The sequence below is a fragment of the Sphingopyxis sp. YF1 genome, assembly GCF_022701295.1.
Taxonomy (GTDB): Bacteria; Pseudomonadota; Alphaproteobacteria; order Sphingomonadales; family Sphingomonadaceae; genus Sphingopyxis.
The window spans coordinates 135,645-152,782 of the sequence record NZ_CP033204.1 but is presented as its reverse complement, the minus strand read 5'-3'; the positions used below and the strand labels follow the sequence as shown (position 1 = coordinate 152,782).

General features: G+C 68.6%; 21 protein-coding genes. 8 read left to right on the top strand and 13 right to left on the bottom strand.

The features are described 5' to 3' along the window. Positions 1-4 precede the first annotated feature (4 nt). Entirely contained in the window at positions 5-2,512 is a 2,508-nt protein-coding gene (locus EAO27_RS00825) for a fimbrial biogenesis outer membrane usher protein (RefSeq protein WP_242776103.1), read from the top strand. A 2-nt stretch (positions 2,513-2,514) separates the two neighbouring features. Next, positions 2,515-3,576, top strand: a complete 1,062-nt coding sequence (locus tag EAO27_RS00820; protein ID WP_242776100.1) for a hypothetical protein — start codon at positions 2,515-2,517, stop codon at positions 3,574-3,576. On the opposite strand, the gene EAO27_RS00815 is transcribed toward EAO27_RS00820, so the two are convergent. Next, positions 3,571-3,996 carry a hypothetical protein gene (locus EAO27_RS00815; RefSeq protein WP_242776097.1) on the bottom strand — a complete coding sequence of 142 codons (426 nt, stop codon included), beginning with the start codon at positions 3,994-3,996 and terminating at the stop codon, positions 3,571-3,573. The genes EAO27_RS00820 and EAO27_RS00815 overlap by 6 nt on opposite strands. Positions 3,997-4,396: 400 nt before the next feature. Here EAO27_RS00815 and EAO27_RS00810 point away from each other — a divergent pair, with 400 nt between their 5' ends. Continuing rightward, positions 4,397-5,062 carry a helix-turn-helix domain-containing protein gene (locus EAO27_RS00810; RefSeq protein ID WP_242776095.1) on the top strand — a complete coding sequence of 222 codons (666 nt, stop codon included), beginning with the start codon at positions 4,397-4,399 and terminating at the stop codon, positions 5,060-5,062. Positions 5,063-5,092: 30 nt separating this feature from the next. Here the strand turns inward: EAO27_RS00810 and EAO27_RS00805 are convergent, their stop codons facing one another. The 4 genes from EAO27_RS00805 to EAO27_RS00790 all read right to left on the bottom strand — a co-directional run bounded on the left by EAO27_RS00805 (position 5,093) and on the right by EAO27_RS00790 (position 8,970). Then, the gene (locus tag EAO27_RS00805) at positions 5,093-5,974 is read right to left on the bottom strand and encodes a DUF2520 domain-containing protein (RefSeq protein ID WP_242776092.1); all 882 of its coding nucleotides are present in this window, start codon (positions 5,972-5,974) and stop codon (positions 5,093-5,095) included. A 10-nt stretch (positions 5,975-5,984) separates the two neighbouring features. Beyond that, entirely contained in the window at positions 5,985-7,076 is a 1,092-nt protein-coding gene (pip, locus tag EAO27_RS00800) for a prolyl aminopeptidase (RefSeq protein WP_242776089.1), read from the bottom strand. 3 nt (positions 7,077-7,079) lie between these two features. Beyond that, on the bottom strand, positions 7,080-7,568 hold the full coding sequence (locus EAO27_RS00795; RefSeq protein WP_242776086.1) for an FKBP-type peptidyl-prolyl cis-trans isomerase: 489 nt from the start codon (positions 7,566-7,568) through the stop codon (positions 7,080-7,082). 1,066 nt (positions 7,569-8,634) lie between these two features. Then, positions 8,635-8,970, bottom strand: a complete 336-nt coding sequence (locus EAO27_RS00790; protein WP_242776083.1) for a hypothetical protein — start codon at positions 8,968-8,970, stop codon at positions 8,635-8,637. An 83-nt stretch (positions 8,971-9,053) separates the two neighbouring features. Here EAO27_RS00790 and EAO27_RS00785 point away from each other — a divergent pair, with 83 nt between their 5' ends. Both EAO27_RS00785 and EAO27_RS00780 read left to right on the top strand, forming a co-directional pair. Beyond that, positions 9,054-9,980 (top strand): LysR family transcriptional regulator, encoded by a 927-nt coding sequence (locus tag EAO27_RS00785; RefSeq protein WP_242776080.1) that lies wholly within the window; start codon positions 9,054-9,056, stop codon positions 9,978-9,980. 127 nt (positions 9,981-10,107) lie between these two features. Further along, positions 10,108-10,875 carry a sulfite exporter TauE/SafE family protein gene (locus EAO27_RS00780; RefSeq protein WP_242776077.1) on the top strand — a complete coding sequence of 256 codons (768 nt, stop codon included), beginning with the start codon at positions 10,108-10,110 and terminating at the stop codon, positions 10,873-10,875. Between the two features lie 49 nt (positions 10,876-10,924). Here the strand turns inward: EAO27_RS00780 and EAO27_RS00775 are convergent, their stop codons facing one another. The 8 genes from EAO27_RS00775 to EAO27_RS00740 form a co-directional block, all read right to left on the bottom strand. After that, positions 10,925-11,170, bottom strand: coding sequence for a hypothetical protein (locus EAO27_RS00775; RefSeq protein WP_242776075.1), 246 nt, complete (start codon positions 11,168-11,170; stop codon positions 10,925-10,927). Positions 11,171-11,182: 12 nt separating this feature from the next. Beyond that, positions 11,183-11,356 carry a hypothetical protein gene (locus EAO27_RS00770; protein WP_242776072.1) on the bottom strand — a complete coding sequence of 58 codons (174 nt, stop codon included), beginning with the start codon at positions 11,354-11,356 and terminating at the stop codon, positions 11,183-11,185. Then, positions 11,353-11,559: a toxin-antitoxin system HicB family antitoxin gene (locus tag EAO27_RS00765; RefSeq protein WP_242780372.1), complete on the bottom strand. Its 207-nt coding sequence runs from the start codon at positions 11,557-11,559 to the stop codon at positions 11,353-11,355. The genes EAO27_RS00770 and EAO27_RS00765 overlap by 4 nt, the downstream gene beginning before the upstream one ends. Positions 11,560-11,580: 21 nt before the next feature. Beyond that, entirely contained in the window at positions 11,581-12,486 is a 906-nt protein-coding gene (locus tag EAO27_RS00760) for an SPFH domain-containing protein (RefSeq protein WP_242776069.1), read from the bottom strand. A gap of 156 nt (positions 12,487-12,642) precedes the next feature. Beyond that, a complete protein-coding gene (locus EAO27_RS00755) occupies positions 12,643-13,098 on the bottom strand; it encodes a DNA starvation/stationary phase protection protein (RefSeq protein ID WP_242776066.1) in 456 nt (151 codons plus the stop codon). Positions 13,099-13,203: 105 nt separating this feature from the next. Next, entirely contained in the window at positions 13,204-13,773 is a 570-nt protein-coding gene (locus EAO27_RS00750; protein WP_242776063.1) for a hypothetical protein, read from the bottom strand. A gap of 22 nt (positions 13,774-13,795) precedes the next feature. After that, complete coding sequence (locus EAO27_RS00745) at positions 13,796-14,125, bottom strand: hypothetical protein (protein WP_242776060.1); 330 nt, start codon at positions 14,123-14,125, stop codon at positions 13,796-13,798. 61 nt (positions 14,126-14,186) lie between these two features. Then, complete coding sequence (locus EAO27_RS00740; RefSeq protein WP_242776057.1) at positions 14,187-14,831, bottom strand: GGDEF domain-containing protein; 645 nt, start codon at positions 14,829-14,831, stop codon at positions 14,187-14,189. Between the two features lie 226 nt (positions 14,832-15,057). Between EAO27_RS00740 and purE the strand changes: the two genes are divergently transcribed. The 3 genes from purE to EAO27_RS00725 are packed head-to-tail and all read left to right on the top strand — an operon-like array spanning position 15,058 to position 17,136. Then, positions 15,058-15,555 (top strand): 5-(carboxyamino)imidazole ribonucleotide mutase, encoded by a 498-nt coding sequence (gene purE, locus EAO27_RS00735; RefSeq protein WP_242776054.1) that lies wholly within the window; start codon positions 15,058-15,060, stop codon positions 15,553-15,555. Between the two features lie 4 nt (positions 15,556-15,559). Continuing rightward, on the top strand, positions 15,560-16,648 hold the full coding sequence (locus EAO27_RS00730; RefSeq protein ID WP_242776050.1) for a 5-(carboxyamino)imidazole ribonucleotide synthase: 1,089 nt from the start codon (positions 15,560-15,562) through the stop codon (positions 16,646-16,648). After that, positions 16,645-17,136: a dihydrofolate reductase gene (locus tag EAO27_RS00725; RefSeq protein ID WP_242776047.1), complete on the top strand. Its 492-nt coding sequence runs from the start codon at positions 16,645-16,647 to the stop codon at positions 17,134-17,136. The genes EAO27_RS00730 and EAO27_RS00725 overlap by 4 nt, the downstream gene beginning before the upstream one ends. Positions 17,137-17,138 lie beyond the last annotated feature (2 nt).

The following is a 17,138-nucleotide window of genomic DNA, read 5'->3' as shown; positions in this document are numbered from 1 at the left end:
GCTCATGTCTGGGGGGGGTGTCCGTACGATATTGATGCTGGGAGTCGCCGGTTCGGCGCTCCTGCCGGTCGGCGCTCTTGCGGCGGAAGCCGCGGCCGGCGGACAGGATGCGACCACGGTGCTCCAGCCCTATGCCGCGCCCGCCCGGCCCGGCGTTCGCTACAACAGCACCGGCCGCGCGATCACGCTGACGGTCCCGGCGAAGGACGGCGCCAATTATCTTGGCGACGTGCCGCTGACGATCCAGGCCGACGACACGCTCGAAATGCCGACGCGGCGGACGCTGCAACTGCTCGGGCTGGTGCTCGATCCCAATTTCTTCTCGACGATCGAGGACAGCCTGGGAACGCGCGCGACGATCACCCCGGCCGACCTGCTGCCCTCGGGCATCACGGTCAGCTACGATCCGCAGACGCTCGAACTCAATTTCGCCATCCCCGCCGAGCGGCGCCTCGCGCGTTCGGTGATCGTCAGCCCGCTCGACCGCGAACGGCTGGGCGAGGTCGTCCGGCCCGCCGACGTCAGCGGCTATCTCAACATCCGCGGGACCTTCGACTACGTCCATGCCGGCGGAAACAAGGGCTTTGCCTCGCCGCTGTTCCTGCTCGACGGCGCGACGCGCCTCGGCGGGGTGGTCGCCGAATCCGAAGCGATCTGGCAGCCGGGGGTCGACGGCGTCGATTTCCAGCGGCTGGGATCGCGGCTGGTCTATGACGACCAGAAGAATCTGATCCGCTGGACCGCGGGCGACCTTCAGACGATCGCGCGCGGCTTCCAGAACGCCCCCGACATCGCGGGCATCTCGATCTTCCGCTCGTACAGCGTGCTCCAGCCGCAGCAGATCATCCGCCCGCGCGGCGACCGCAGCTTCCGCCTCGACCGGCCGTCGTCGGTCGAGGTCGAGATCAACGGGCAGGTCGTGCGCCGGCTGCAGCTCAACCCGGGCGTTTACGACCTGCGCGATTTCCCCTTCACGCAGGGCGCGAACAACATCCGCCTGTCAGTCCTCGACGACAGCGGCCGGTCGGAAGTGCTCAATTTCAACCTGTTCCTCGACCAGACCCAGCTCGCCAAGGGGCTCAGCGAATTCGGCCTCTATGCGGGCGTGAAGGCGCCGCTGGGACTGCGCGGCCCGCACTACAGCAACGATTATATCGCCTCGGGCTATTACCGCCGCGGCATGAGCGACTATCTGACGCTGGGGGTCAACGCCCAGATCGACAAGGATTCGCGCCTGCTCGGCACCGAAGCGGTGCTGGCGACCGCGGTCGGGACCTTTGCGACCAACCTCGCCGTGTCCGACATCGACGGGCTGGGCAGCGGCTTTGCCGGCACGCTCACCTTTCAGCGGCTGATCCAGCGGAGCAGCGGCCAGGCCGACACGCTCAACCTGTTCGCCGAAACGCGCAGCAAGAAATTCGGCCCGGTCAGCAGCTTCTTCATCGACAACCCCTATGATTTCGAGGTCGGGGGCGGCTATTCGCACGCCTTTACCAACCAGGTCTATGCGGGGTTCGACGCACGCTATTCGCACGGCCGCGGCGCACAGCCCGACCTGCACAGCTATCGCATCAACGCGGGGTTCCGCATCTCGCCGACCGCGAGCCTGACCGGCGACGTCCGCTACGAAAAGGACAGCCGCGGCGACCGCGTCGGCGCCTTCCTGTCGCTGACCGTCCGCTTCGGCCGCTACACGACGGCGCGCGCCGATTACGAGACGCGCGACAACCGCACGCGCCTGTCGTTCCAGACGCTGAAGGGTCAGGGCGTCGGCTCGTACAATATCACCGCCGACGTCGACCGGTCCGACAATGCGTCGGGTTTCAACTTCAACGGCAATTACATCGCCAACCGCGCCGAGCTGGGGCTGACCCATTTCGGCTCGTTCACCGACGATTTCGGCCGCCGGACCGGCGAGCGGACGAGCTTCCGCCTCGGCACCTCGCTGTCGTTCGCCGACGGCGCCTTCTCGGTCGGGCGGCCGATCTACGACAGCTTCGCGATCGTCACCCCGCACAAGACGCTGAAGGGCACCAACATCGAGCTCGACCCGACGCCGTTCGGCTTTACCGCGAACAGCGGCATGCTGGGCGCAGCGACGCATCCGAGCCTCAGCTCCTATGCCGACCGGACGATCACCGTCGATGCGCCGAACGCAGCGCCCGGGACCGACCTGGGACAGGGATCGTTCAAGCTCTTCCCCTCCTATCGCAGCGGCTATCACCTGACTGTGGGATCGGAATATGGCGTGACGGCGCTGGGAACGATGACCGATATCGACGGCGAGGTCGTGGCGCTCGTCACCGGCAACGCCATCGAGCTGGCGCACCCCGACCGGCCGCCGGTGACCGTGTTCACCAACCGGCAGGGCCGGTTCGGCGCAACCGGCCTCGCGCCGGGCAAATGGCGCATCGAAATGCTGGACATCAAGAAATCCGTCTTTGAAATCGAGATCCCGGACAATGGCGAGAACATCGTCCGGCTTGGCGAACTGACGCCGGTGAGGAACTGATTATGCGTAACGTCTCTCTCGTTCTGCGGACCATTGCGGTGCCGCTTCTTTCGCTGGGTTTCGCCGGCGCGGTGCAGGCAGCGACTTGCGGAATCATGGGGAGCGCCACGGCGTCGCCAACGCTCTATGATCCGTTCAACCCCGCCGGACTGGCGACGACGAACGTCCAGTTGAACCTGACGCGCATCAACGGCGCAGGCGGCCAGAAAACCGACATCGTCAATTTCTACCTGAAATCGAACAGCGCAGCGGCCGACGGCACGATCATCATCCCCACGTCGGTGACTGTCGAGGGCAATACCGCCGGGACCGGCTACGACATCTTCTACGATTATTCGCAGGCCCCGCCGATCGTGGCGCCGACGTCGGTCATTCCGAGCGCGGCGAACAAGTTTCTGAAGATCGAATTTACCGGCAACAATGTGGCTTCGGACACCGCCGTGGTCAATTTCCAGATTTCGCTGCCCGCCAATCTCGACCTCAACGCTTCGACCAACCTGCCGTTCGACGCGATTTTTGCGTGCAGCACGACGGGCGGGGGACCGCAGACCCAGCAGACGGGGCAGATCAGCAACGCGGTCGTCTTTCCGATCACCGTGCTGAGCGCGCTGCAGGCGAGCTACGCCGGCACCGCGCTCGATTTCGGCGAGGTCGGCGACAAGACGACGGTCGACGTGCTGGCGGCGCCCGCGACCTATACGACGCCGACCGCGAACCACGTCCGGGTCCGCAGTTCGGGCCCCTATACGGTCGCGCTGACCTCGCAGAACGGGTACAAGATGACCTTCCCGGGCGGCAACCTGGCCACCCCGACGCATGTGCTGAACTACAGCCTGAAGTTCCTCGGCCAGACGCGCACCGCGGCGAGCCCGACCTTCACGACGGTGACGTGCCAGCGCGCCGGGGTCCCGGCGGCCGAGGCCGACATGCTGCCCGTCGTCGCCACCCTGAAAGAGGGCGGACAGGGCAAGCTGGTTTCGCCGACCTATTCGGACCAGCTGACCGTGACGGTCACGCCGCTCCTGTCGGGCGCGCCGTCGCAGCAGAATTGCCCCGCCCTATAGCGGCACGATCCGGAACGAGAGCGATCCGCCCTCGACGCCCTTGGGCAGGTCGAGGTCGAGGTCGCGCGTCGCGATGCCCGCCCGGTTCGTCTTGCTGATCTGGGTCGTGCCCGACTTGCCGAGCGGCACCGGGCGTCCGTCGACGAGGATCTTCGCCTGCGCGAGCGACGGCGAATAATCGGCGTGGATCGCATAGCCGTTGGGGCTGTTGCAGAATTCGCGCAGCTGGCCGAGGCTGACCTCGCCTTCGTGCGGCGACACCATCGTCTGTTCGACCGACGCGCGGCAGATGACGGGCACATAGCCGCTGATGCCGATCGTGAACTGGCCCGAATCGACACCGACATGGGGCATGGCGCTCATGGCGGGCGCCGACAGCGCGGCCATCGCGACCAGCCCGAAAAACACTTTCTTGCTCATTTACCCTACTCCATTGGGGAGCACTCCTGATGGCAGGGCCTTTTCAAGATATGGTGCAGGCACAAGGTAAACGCCGCGTTTAGAAGCCGGGGCCAGCGAAACCGCGCTTTTCCGCCGCGCGGCGGCCAAGATGTTGATGTGAAAAGCGATTGCCCGGCAAGCGCGCCGCGGCGTCCGCGCCGGCGGCCGCGCGGCGCGCGCGGCGCGGCAGATTTTTTCGGCGCGCGCGGCGGCGCGATGCCTGGCCCGGCTGGCTGCGGCCGGCACGCAACGATCGCGCCGCCGGTTCGTTCGGGTCCCTCGGACCTGCCACGCGGCAGGCGAATCCCCGGCCCTCCCCCGCCGCGCTAGCGATCTGTTAACCGCTGGTGGCGGACAAGGGCCTTTTGAGAAGGCTGGCATGGCGGTTTCCGCATTTCTTGACGATATCGCATCGACGACCGGACAGCGGCGGAGCCCGCGGCGGACGCTGCGGCTGGACAGCACGCTGCGCGGCGCCGGCAGCCCCGCCAGCCCGATCCTGATCCACAATATCTCGGCCGACGGGCTGCTGATCGAATGCGACCTGCCGCTCGAGCGCGACGAGAGCATCGACGTCGCGCTGCCGCACGCCGGCGCGTGCCTCGCGCGCGTCGTGTGGGCGAGCGGGCGCCTCTTCGGATGCCGCTTCGCCGAACCCGTCAGCCAGGCGACGCTGAGCGCGACGACGCTGCGCAGCGCGGTCGACCGGCCGGTCGAGGTGGCGGGCGCGCCCGAGGGCGACGCCGGCGAAGGCCTCGGCGCCCGGCTCCAGCGGCTGCGCAGCCTGCGCGGGCTGACCCAGTCGCAGCTCGCCGAGCGCGCCGGGGTGAGCGAGGCCGCGGTCTGCGCGTGGGAAAAGGGCAAATCGCACCCGCGTCCCAACCGCATCGAGCGGCTCGCCGAGATCCTCGCGGTGTCCAAGCTCGAACTGCTGAACACCGATGCGGCGTCGAGCGTCGCCGATGTCGTCAGGCAATCACGCGAGCGCATCGCCGCGGCGGTGGGCGTCGCATCCGATCGCGTGCGCATCGCGATCGAGCTCTGACGCCCCCGCCGCGCGGCGCGCGCGGCGCCCTCAGCGGGGCGGCGTTTCGAGACATTCGCGCAGCGCATCCGCCGGCGCGCCCCCCGACCGCGCGAGCTCGTCGAGCGTCGCGCGCGCCATCGCGCGATACGCGGGAAGCAGGTCGGGCGCATAGGCCGCGAGCGCGGCCAGATGGCCCCCGATCGTCGCGTCGTCGCCGCGCAGCAGCGGCCCCGACAGCGCGCCGAAACCCCGCGCCAGACTATTCTCCAGCGCCGCGCGGACGAGCGGCGCGAGCAGCGCGCCGGGTTCGTCGACCCCCGCCGCGCGCAGCGCGTGCGACGCACCCGCCATCAGCGTGACGAGATGGTTCGCCGCATGGCAGAGCGCGGCGTGATAGAGCGGCCGCTGCGCCTCGGCGATCTCGACCGCGACCCCGCCCAGAAAGCCGACCAGCGCCCGCGCCTCGGCGAGCGCTTCGCCATCGGGCGCGCTGATCGCGAAGCGCGCGCCCGCCATGCGTGCAACCTCCTGCGCCGGATCGCCGGTGAAGGTCATCGCCGGGTGCACCGCCGCGACCACCGCGCCGGCGTCGCCCAGCGGGGCGAGCAGCGCCGCGCCGCTGCGGCCGCTGACATGGCAGACGAACGGATCGGCCCCGGGGGGCAGCGCGCGCGCGAGCTCCGCGGCGACCGGCCCGACCGCATCGTCGGCCACCGCGACGATGATGAGATCGCAGGCCGCAGCGAGCGCGGCGCACGAGGCCGCCGCCGCGCCGCCGGTTTCGGCCGCCGCATCGCGGACATGGCCGGGCGACCGGCCCCACAACAGGACGGGCGCCGCCGAGCGCGGTGCGAGCGCGAGCGCGAGCGCCCGCGCGACGCGCCCCGCCCCGGCGATGCCGACCTGGCGATAACGGGGGTTCGCCGTCATGCGCCGCGCCTCAGCCGGCCAGCCGCGGCAGCCCGTCCATGATCGCGGTCAGCGCGAGCGCATTCTCCCGCTCCATCGCGCTGTGCCCGGCGTTGGTGATCGCATAGGTCGCGGGCCGCGCCCCCGCCGCGTTCAGCGCGGCGACCAGCCGCGACGCCTGTGTCAGCGGGCAGACCTGATCGAAGCGTCCGTGGACGATATGCACGGGAATTCGGGCGAGGACGTCGGCGTTGCCGAGCAGGTGCCCGGGCGCGATGAACAGGCTGTTGGCGAAATAATGCGCCTCGATCTGCGCGAAGCAGAGCGCGAAATCGGCGTCGCCGAACTTGCCCGTCGCCGCTGCCTCGGGGATCATGTTCGAGATTACCCCCTCCCACAGCGACCAGGTCAGCGCGGCGTGGAGCTGCCTTTCGCGCTCGGCGTCGTTCGCGGGCACCATGTCGAAGATCGCCTTGTACGACGCCATGACATCGGTGCGTTCTTCGGGGGTCAGCACCGCGAGCAGCGCCGCCCATTCGTCGGGATAGTGGATATAGGCGCCCGGCGCGGTGAGCGCATAGGGCGCCGCGTGCCAGGTCGCGGCATTGCCCTGATAGAGATAATCGAGATCCTCGGGCGCGCCGAGGAAGATGCCGCGCAGGATCAGGCTGGCGCAATGGTCCGGATGCGCGATCGCATAGGCCATGGCGAGCGTGCTGCCCCAGCTGCCGCCGAAGACGTGCATCGGCCCCGCGATGCCGAGCGCGTCGCGCAATTTCACGATATCGCCGATCAGGTCGGCGGTGGTGTTTTTCGCGAGCGCGACCGCCGGGCCCGCCGCGGCGACATTGGGCTCGCTCTTGCCGCAGCCGCGCTGGTCGAACAGGATCACGCGATAGCGCGCGGGATCGAAGAAACGCGCCATTTCGGGCGAACAGGCACCGCCGGGACCGCCGTGGAGGAACATCACCGGCTCACCCGCCGGATTGCCATATTCCTCCCAGTACAGGCGGTGATCGGGACCGGTGTCGACCGCGAGATGGCCGCTGTTGAGCGGCGTCGCGGCGGGATAGACCCAATCGTCGCCGATCTTGCTCGATGCCTGGAGGCGCGAGAAATCCATCGCTCAATCCCTTTCGATCGCGAGCAGCTCGACGGTGAAGAGCAAGGTCGCGCCGCCGGGGATCGGCCCGCGCCCATCCGCACCATAAGCGAGGTCGTAGGGGATCGCGAATTCGACCGTGTCGCCGACCGCCATATACTGGACGCCTTCGGTCCAGCCGCGGATCACGCGACCCAGCGGAAAAGTCGCGGGTTCGCCGCGCGCGACCGAGCTGTCGAACTCCTGCCCGTCGACGAAGCGTCCGACATAATGGACGGTGACGCGGTCGGTCGCGCCGGGCCGCGCCCCCGCGCCGTCACCCGCGGTGCGGCGCCAGCGCAGCCCGCTTTCCATGACGTTCCAGCCGTGCGCCCCGCCGCGTTCGGCGAGCGCGGCCGACTGGCGGTTGAGCCAGGCGGTGTTCACCTGCTGCGCCGGCGGCTCGGTCTGCGCCGCGGCGGACGCGGCGAGCAGGCACGCGGCAAAAAGGGAAAACGGGCGCGACAGGGGCATTTCGATCTCCTTGGTTGAGGATCGGGAATAGCCGGGTGTCGGCGCGGTGCAAGCGACGATGGCAGGGGGCCCCGCGGTGGGCGGTTTGGGCGGCGGGGAAGCAGGCATCGCAGACTGACGGGCGCGCCCAAAATACGGACGCCACCCCAAACAAATTTGGGTCGGCCCAAATCCGGTATTTCCCGGATCATGCGGCTATAGGCGACCCCGCCGAGGGGGAGTCCATTCGACCCGGTACTTTCATCGGTGGGGCGGCGCGGGGTTTCGGCTTTGCGCCGCTCGTCTGCGTTTCGCCCCTGGGGGCGTCCCGCGCAATCCCGATGCCCCTTGCCACCGGAAGGCGCGACCAAAGCCCGGCCCGACTGCCGGGCAATGTCCGGATCGGGGTGGGAAGCTGCCGATTGAGCGACGAACCGGTTTCCCCTCCCGCGTGCGGGAGGGGCAGCGAGGCTTGCCAGCTTGCTGGCTAGCCGCAGCGGGGTGGGCTGTCGCGACGCCGCTGCCCACCCCCGCCCCCTCCCGCAAGCGGGAGGGGAGAAGAACGTCCGCTACCGGTCGTATGCTGACATGAGTGTCGTACCGACAGGTAGCTTCCGAAATGGGGTGGAAAGCGGACATTCCCGCCTGACTTCGTCATCCCGGACTTGATCCGGGATCCATAGCAGCGTCGAAGTCATGGACCCCGGATCAAGTCCGGGGTGACGATGAAAGACAGGGCCGTAGCCGGTCGAAGCGACCCCGCTCCTCCCTGTCGCGCAGCGGTGGGGAGGTGGCAGCGGCGTCAGCCGCTGACGGAGGGGCCGACGCCGCTGGGCGTCGCGCGGCCTTGCGGCCCCTCCACCACTCGCTGCGCGAGCGGTCCCCCTCCCCATGGCTTCGCCACAGGGAGGATCCATGCCCACTACCGGTCGCTTGCTGACGATTTGCCCGGGCGGGAGCCGCATCCCGGGGCCGCCGGCGCGCGCAAACAAAACGGGGCGGCCCTGTATCAGGTGCCGCCCCAGTCGGTGGATCCGTTCGGGAGAGGGAGAGACGGATCGGAGATTGGTGTGGTCTTGGCTTATCTTCAGTTGGCCGACGCCATCTTGTTGTCGGCCTGGACTTCGGCGACGCCGGCGAGCTTCAGCGCGGCGCGGAACTGCTTGGCGGCGGCGCGTTCATTGCCCGCTTCGCACAGCTTCTTGCCGGTCGACACGAAGCGCTTGGCGTTCGACTGCTTGCCGGCGTCGGCGGTGCCCGCGGCGCTCGAAGCCTGTTCGGCGAGGCCCGTGCAGCGATAGTCGCCGCTCTGGGCATAGGCCGGCGAGGTCGAGGCGATCAGGCCGGTGAAGGCGAGCGCCGAGGCGGCGACAATGGCGAAAGCGGTCGGGAAGCGGCGGAAAGAGGAGAGCTGAGAGGTCATGGGAGAGGTTCCTTTCGTTTCTTTGTGCAACCTTTTTAGGCGCGCTTGCGCACTTAGATAATCCTCTATAATCTGCAAGTGCCTTGAAGCAGGATTTAACAATCCCCCATGGGGCGCTCGACGGGATCGAAGCTTTCCTGCGCGTTGCGGAAAGGCGGAGCTTTTCCGCCGCCGCCGCCGACCTCGGCGTCTCTCCCTCGGCGATCAGCCAGACCGTCAAAGCGCTCGAAGCGCGCGTCGGCGCGCCCCTGTTCATGCGCACGACGCGCAGCGTCGGGCTGACCCAGGCGGGCGAGATGTTCCTCGAACGCGCGGCGCCCGCCTACGCCGGGCTGACCGACGCCTATGAAGCCGCGCGCAACCTCGGCAACCGGCCCGCGGGGCGGCTGCGCATCAACCTGATGCGCGGCGCGGTACAGCCGCTGTTCGAGCCGATCATCGCCGGATTCTGCAAGACCTATCCCGAGATCGAGCTCGAAATCTATGCCGACGACGCGCTGTCGGACCTGAGTTCGGGCGGGTTCGACGCGGGTGTGCGGATGGGCGAATCGCTCGACGCCGACGTGATCGCGGTGCGCCTGACCGGCGCGTTCCGCTTCGTCGTCGCGGCGGCCCCCGGCTATTTCGCGGAGCATGGCCGCCCCGTCCTGCCCGAAGACCTGCGCGACCATCGCTGCGTCCGCTTCCGGCTCGCCACCGGGGCGCTGATGCCGTGGACGTTCGAAAAGGGAAATCGCGAATATGAGGTCGGCGTCACCGGCCCCGTGATCGTCAACGACTGGATCGCCGCGCTGGTGGCGATGCGCACCGGGGTCGCGATGGGGATGATGGCCGAACCGATGGCGACCGCGATGGTCGAATCGGGCGAGCTCGAACTGGTGCTGACCGACCACGCCGCCGCGACATCGGGGCTGTTCCTCTATTACCCCAGCCGCAAGCAGGTGATGCCCAAGCTGCGCGCCTTCATCGACTATGTGCGCGACCATCTTCCCGAGGATCTGACGGGCTGATCCGGCATCGAAAGATATTCCACTGGACGCACAAACAAATCCCTTCACCGCCAGCAGAAAATTTGGGCTAGCGAATCCTCGCAAAAACCGGCAGCCGGTTGTCAACTAAAACAGTTGGGATGATTTCATGATCGATCTGGCGGCCATCGATTTTTCGGCGCTCCTTCCCTTCATCCTGATCGGCTTCGCGGCGCAGCTGGTCGACGGCGCGCTCGGCATGGCGTTCGGGGTCATCTGCAACACCCTGCTCGTCGCGGTGCTCGGCGTGCCGCCCGCGACCGCGTCGGCGCGCATCCATGTGGTGGAGATTTTCACCACCGGCGCCTCGGGGCTGAGCCACCTGTTTCACCGCAACATCGACTGGCCGCTGTTTTTCCGCCTGCTGGTGCCCGGGGTGATCGGCGGCGTGCTCGGCGCTTATGTCCTGTCGTCGCTCCATGCCGAGGTCGTGAAGCCCTTCGTGCTCGGCTATCTGGTGCTGATCGGCATCTGGCTGCTCGTGCGCGGCCTGCTCTATCCGCCCAAATTCGCCAAGCCCAGGGTGGTCGGGCCGCTGGCGGTGGTCGGGGGCTTCCTCGACGCCGCGGGCGGCGGCGGCTGGGGACCGGTCGTCACGTCGAACCTGCTCGTCCAGGGCGGCGAACCGCGCAAGGTCGTCGGCACGGTCAACAGCGTCGAATTCTTCCTCGCGGTCGCGGTGTCGATCGCCTTCATCGCCAACCTCGGCTTCGACGACATCCTCGGCCCGACGCTCGGCCTGATCATCGGCGGCGTCGCCGCGGCGCCGCTCGGCGCGATGATGGCGAAGCGCTTCTCGCCCAAGGTCATGCTGGTGATGGTCGGCGTCGTGCTGACCGCGACGAGCGCCTTCGGCCTGTACAAGGCGCTGACCTGACCCGCCGGTTGGGGGAAGGGGGAACGCTCCGCCTCCCCCTCCCGATCGGCTACCAGCGCCAGCGCCAGCCGCCTTCGGTGCGGGCCCGATAGAGCGGCATCGGCGCGAGCGCGACGAAGACCGCCGCGCCGGTCAGCAGCACCGGCCGGTCGCGCAGCAGCAGCGCGGTGCCGCCGATCAGCGCGGCATGGACCGCCAGCAGCGCCCAGCCCTGCCAGGCGATCGGCAGGCCGGCGCCGTAGCCGCGCCGCTTGGGGCGGAACCACGGACGTTCGTCGAGGAAAAGATGCAGCATGGCCAAGTCCCTTCAGCGGTGGCGCGACAGGATCGGCGGCGACACCGTGTCGATGAGCCACAGGTCGAGCGTCGCGCCGCCATCGGCCGGGCGCGCATCGCCGGCCCGGTCCGGAATGCGGGTCGCGGCCACGACGCAGATGATCAGGGCGACGACGCCGGCGGCGAACAGGCGGCGGCGCATCATGCCTCCGCCCCCTTCGGCGGCCGTCCGCGCCGGGCGGGCGCCGGCGGCCTGACCGTCACCCCGCGCCGCGCCAGCGCCTCGCGCAGCAGCACCTCGATCTCGGCATTGGCGCTGCGCAGTTCGGCCGCCGCCATACGCTCGATCGCCGCATAGAGCGCGGGATCAAGCCGGAGGGCGAAGGCCTTTTTGGCGGAACTCGACATCATGCGTCTCGGCGGCAGAGCTCAATAGAGCGAGCCGGTGTTGACGACGGGCTGGGTGTCGCGTTCGCCGCACAGCACCACCATCAGGTTCGACACCATCGCCGCCTTGCGCTCGTCGTCGAGGTCGACGACATTCTTCTCCGACAGGTGCTGGAGCGCCATTTCGACCATCGTCACCGCGCCCTCGACCAGCTTCTTGCGCGCCGCGATCACCGCCTCGGCCTGCTGGCGGCGGAGCATCGCGCCGGCGATTTCCTGCGCATAGGCGAGGTGCGTCAGCCCGCATTCGTCGACGGTGATCCCCGCGACCTCGAGCCGTTCGATCAATGCCTTCCTGAGCTCGACCCCGACCTCGTCATGGTTGCCGCGCAGCGTGATTTCCTGATGCTCGATGTCGTCATAGGGGTAGCGCGAGCCGATCGCGCGCACCGCGGCCTCGATCTGCGCCATGACGAATTCCTTGTAATCGTCGACGTCGAACAGCGCCTGCGCGGTGTCGGTGACGCGCCACACGACCTGCGCCGCCATCTCGATCGGGTTGCCGCGCAGGTCGTTGACCTTGATCTTGTCCGAAATGACGTTGTTCGCGCGCACCGCGATCTTCTTGCGCGTCAGCCAGGGCAGCACCCAGCGCAGCCCCTCCTCGCGGTCGGTGCCCTTGTACGCGCCGAACAGCTGAATCGCCGCCGCTTCATTGGGGTTGATCATGTAAAAGCCGCAGAGGATCAGAAGACCGAGCACCGCGTTCGCGATCACCACCGCCCACTTCCAGTTGAAATCGACGCTGTCGCCGCCGATGTTGCTCGCCGCGGCCCAGATCGCGACGCCGAGCAGCGCGAACCAGACCAGCAGCATCAGATAACCGCTTTGCGTGCTCGCGCGCCCCTCGCGGCTGCGGTTCAGTGCGGGCGTTCCCGAATCGACCATATTCCCTCCGAATCACTCGATATAAATATGATATCATATTTATATCGAATCGGAGAACAGTCAACGGGATTGCACAAAAGGGGCGTCAAGGGGCCCCGGGGCGGGGAGCGGTCGTCGCTCCGCCGCCCCGGGGGCAGCGCCGGGCGGGTCCGCCGGTCAATATCCCGCGGTCGCCTCGAGGAACCAGATGCGCTGCTCGGTCTCGTCGGCCCAGGCGTCGACGAGACCGCTCGTCGCGATGTCGCCGGCCTTTTCGGCGGCGGCCTTGACCTCCCGGAGCTGACCCAGCAGCGCCTTGTTGTCGGCCGCGAGCGTGCGGACCATCGCATCGGCGGCGACGCCCGCGGCGTCGTCGTCCCTGATCGACTGGCGGCGTCCGATCTCGCCGATCGAGCGCAGCGTCGCGGCGCCATTCTTGCGCACGCGCTCGGCGATCAGGTCGGTGGTGGCGAGGATCTGCGCCGCCTGTTCGTCGAACAACAGGTGGAGCTCGCGGAAATGCGGCCCCTGGACGTGCCAGTGATAATTTTTCGTCTTGAGGTAGAGCGCGAAGCTGTCGGCGAGCAGCGCGTTGAGCGCATCGGCGACGGCGGGCTGATTATGTTCGGGCATGGGATCCCTCCTTTCATCCTGTCCCCCATATAGGGGCACGCGGCCGGGATTTCCCACCGAGGCTTTCGTGCTCAATGATCGAAAAAATCGATTAAAAGCGCATTCTTATCCGAGCAGGCCGAAGGCCGTCATGCCGCTGCGCAACCCCCAGACGATGAGCGCCGCCGCGCTTCCCCAGCGTATGATCCTGGCGGCGCGCGTCGCGGCGAGCCCCGGACCGAAAGCGAGGAAGGGGAGCATCGCGATCATCCAGCCCGCGAAGCCGCCCGCGGCGGCCCAGTGCCCCGCCCCGCTCGTCGCTGCGAGCGCAGCGATCAGCACGTGGCTGCGGTCGCCGAACTGGGCAAGCAGCAACCGCGCCGCGAGCAGCGGCAGCGGCGCCGCGGCGAGCCGCGCCGGATCGGGCCCGAGCCGTCCCGGCCAGAGCAGCGCGGCGGCGGCCGACAGCAAGGCAAAGGCCGCGAAGAGCATCACGACGCCCTGCCCGATCATCGCATTGGCGGCGCTCCCCGCGACCGCCGCGACGACGGCATTGGCGGCGAAGGCCCCTGCCGCGATGGCGAAGACCAGGCGCTGCTCGCCGCGCGCCGCGAGCAGCGCGGCGAGCAATGCACCGCCGCGCCCGTCGGCGTTGGCGAGCGCCACCGCGACGAGCGCGAGCATGATGGCATCCATTCGGGCGACTTTCGGACGGCGGTCAGTGACCCAGCCGCATCGCGACCGAGGCAAGCCAGGCCTCGTGCGCCGACGCCGGCATCGCGCCCTGCGGCACCGTCGCGGCGTCGCTCATCGCGTCGAGATAGGTCAGGATCGCGGCGCGGTGGCCGCCCGACGCGACCGCCGATTCGAGCCGGCTCGCCAGCGTCTCGACCGCGGCGAAACCATTGTCGCGCGCGAGGCAGCGGATATCGTCGATCCCCTGGACGATCTGCGTCAGCGCGCAATGCGGCAGTGCTTCGGCAAGCGCGCCGATCTGGCCGGTAATCTGGCTGCGGATATCGTGGTTCGGGTCGTTGTGGCTCAGCATGCTGCACCCCCTGTGGTCGGAATGCGAGGATGCGCGCTTTTGGTTAACAGCGCCTTTACGGTCAGCGGTGACCGAGCGCGCCGCCCTGCGCCTGCTTGCAGCGATACATGTCGCGGTCGGCCGCGGCGAGAATGTCCGATTCGCTCATCCCGGTCTGCAGCATCGCGATGCCGAAACAGGCCGAGAGCGAAATCGAACGCCCGTCGTAGAGCGCGGGGGACGCACTCAAAATCTCGCCGAGCCGTGCCACCTGCGCGCGCGCGCCCTCCTCGCTCGACTGGTCGAGGATCAGCCCGAACTCGTCGCCGCCGATCCGCGCCGCGACATCGGTCGCCCGGATCGACGACAGCAGCCGGTCGGCAATCTGCATCAGCGCAAAATCGCCCGCGGCATGCCCGAAACTGTCGTTGATATATTTGAGCTGGTTGACGTCGGCGAACACCACCGCGGCGCTTTCGGCGTGGCGCTCGAAGCGCGCGAGCCGCTGGTGGATCGCGGTCAGGAAATAGCGGCGGTTGAACAGCGGCGTCAGCGTGTCGCGTTCGGACACGCGTTCGAGCTCCGCGACCGCGATCTTGAGGATGCGGTTCTCGCGGCGCAGCGCGTCGCGTTCGCGGCGCAGTTCGCGCAGCTGATCGTCGATGGAGACGACGGGTACAGCGGTCAGCTGGTCGACCGCGATCCGTGCCCCCCCTATGCTGTCCATCAACCGTCCCCGAAAGCGAGCCCTACGCCGCCGGCCCGATGCCGACGATCTCTTGTCGCTCCCCAGCCTAGGGCGGACATCATACCAATCGGTAAACGCCTTGCGGATTTGGCATTTCCCCGCGCCGACCGCGCCGATCCGGGCCGCCCGAGGCGGCTTCCATCTGCCCGAAACAGCGTCTAGGGGGAGGGTCGGCGATGACTCGCCGGGGCAGGAGGGAAGAAGCATGACCGAAGCGCCGCCGCTCGTTGGCGTAATCATGGGCAGCCAGTCGGACTGGCCAACCATGGCGCATGCGGTCCAGATTCTCGAAGCCCTCGGCATCGCGCACGAAGTGCGCATCGTCTCTGCCCACCGCACGCCCGACCGGCTGATCGACTATGCCAGGAGCGCCGCGGCGCGCGGGCTGAAGGCGATCGTCGCGGGCGCCGGCGGCGCCGCGCACCTGCCCGGCATGGTCGCATCGATGACGCGCATCCCGGTGCTTGGCGTGCCCGTCCAGTCGGCCGCGCTCAACGGCGTCGACAGCCTCTATTCGATCGTCCAGATGCCCGGCGGCATCCCGGTGGCGACCTTTGCCATCGGCAAGGCGGGCGCCACCAACGCCGGCCTGTTCGCCGCCGCGCTGCTCGCGAACGAGGACGCGGACCTCGCGGCAAGGCTCGACGCCTGGCGCATCGCGCAGTCGGAGAGCGTCGCCCCTACCCCCGTCCGGGAAGGCTGACCCCTTGCTGCCTCCCGGTTCGACGATCGGCATCCTCGGCGGCGGCCAGCTCGGCCGCATGCTCGCCGTCGCCGCCGCGCAACTGGGCTACAAGGTCCATATCTATGCGCCCGACGCCGAAAGCGTCGCCGCTGAGGTCACCGCGCACCACAGCCAGGCGGCATGGGACGATGAATCGCGGCTCGCCGCCTTCGCCGCGGCCTGCGACATCGTCACCTTCGAATTCGAGAATGTCCCGGTCGATACCGTCCGCTTCCTGTCGGGCCATGTCGCGGTGCATCCGGGCGCGCGCGGCCTGCAGGTCGCGCAGGACCGCCTTGCCGAAAAGAATTTCGTCGCCGGGCTCGGCGGACGCACCGCCCCCTTCGCCGCGGTGCCCGACCGCGCCGCGCTCGACGCCGCGCTGGCGGCGATCGGCGCCCCCGCGATCCTCAAGACGGTGCGCATGGGCTATGACGGCAAGGGCCAGGCCCGCCTCGCGGCGGCCGCCGATGCCGATGCGGCGTGGGACGCGGTCGGCCGCCACGCCGCGATCCTCGAAGGCTTCGTCCGCTTCGCGCATGAATTTTCGGTCATCCTCGTCCGCGGCATCGACGGCGAGATCCGCAGCTGGGATTCGACAGTCAACGTCCACGAAAACGGCATCTTGGCGACCGCCAGCCTGCCGCCGCCGCCAATCGTCACCGACCAGCAGGACGAAGCGCGCGCGATGATGGCCGCGATCGCGGCCGAGCTCGACTATGTCGGGGTGCTCACCGGCGAATTTTTCGCCACCGAAGACGGCCCCGTCTTCAACGAGATGGCGCCGCGCGTCCACAACAGCGGCCACTGGACGATCGAGGGCGCAGTAACGAGCCAGTTCGAGAATCACATCCGCGCGATCGCCGGGCTGCCGCTCGGCAGCACCGCGACGCGCGCGCTGCCCGTGGTCATGCGCAACCTGATCGGCGCCGACATCGCGGCGATCCCCGCGCTGCTCGCCGACGAGAATTGCCGCGTCCATCATTACAGCAAGACCGAGGTGCGCGAGGGCCGCAAGCTGGGCCATGCGACATGGGCGGGCTTTGCCCCCGGAGCGGAAACCGCGGCATGAACCATCCCGAAATCACGCTGATCGTCGCGCGCGCCGCGAACGGCGTCATCGGTGCGGACGGCAAGATGCCATGGCACCTGCCCGCCGACCTCCGCCGTTTCAAGCAGCTGACGATGGGCCGCCCGATGATCATGGGGCGCAAGACCTTCGACAGCCTGCCCGCGGTGCTCGAAGGACGCCGCCACATCGTGCTCACCCGCGACGCCGACTGGCAGGAGGAAGGCGCCGAGCCCGTCGCCACGATCGAGGAAGCGCTGCGCCGCGCCAATGCCCCGCATGTGATGGTGATCGGCGGCGCCGAAATCTATCGCCTGTTCCTGCCGCTTGCCGACCGCATCGAGCTGACCGAGGTCGCGAGCACCCCCGCGGGCGACGCGGTGATCGCGGCGCCCGACCCCGCCGACTGGCGCGAAGTGGCGCGCGAAAGCCACCCTGCCGACGACGCCGGCCGCCCGGCGTACCACTTCGTCACCCTCGTCCGGAGATAGAA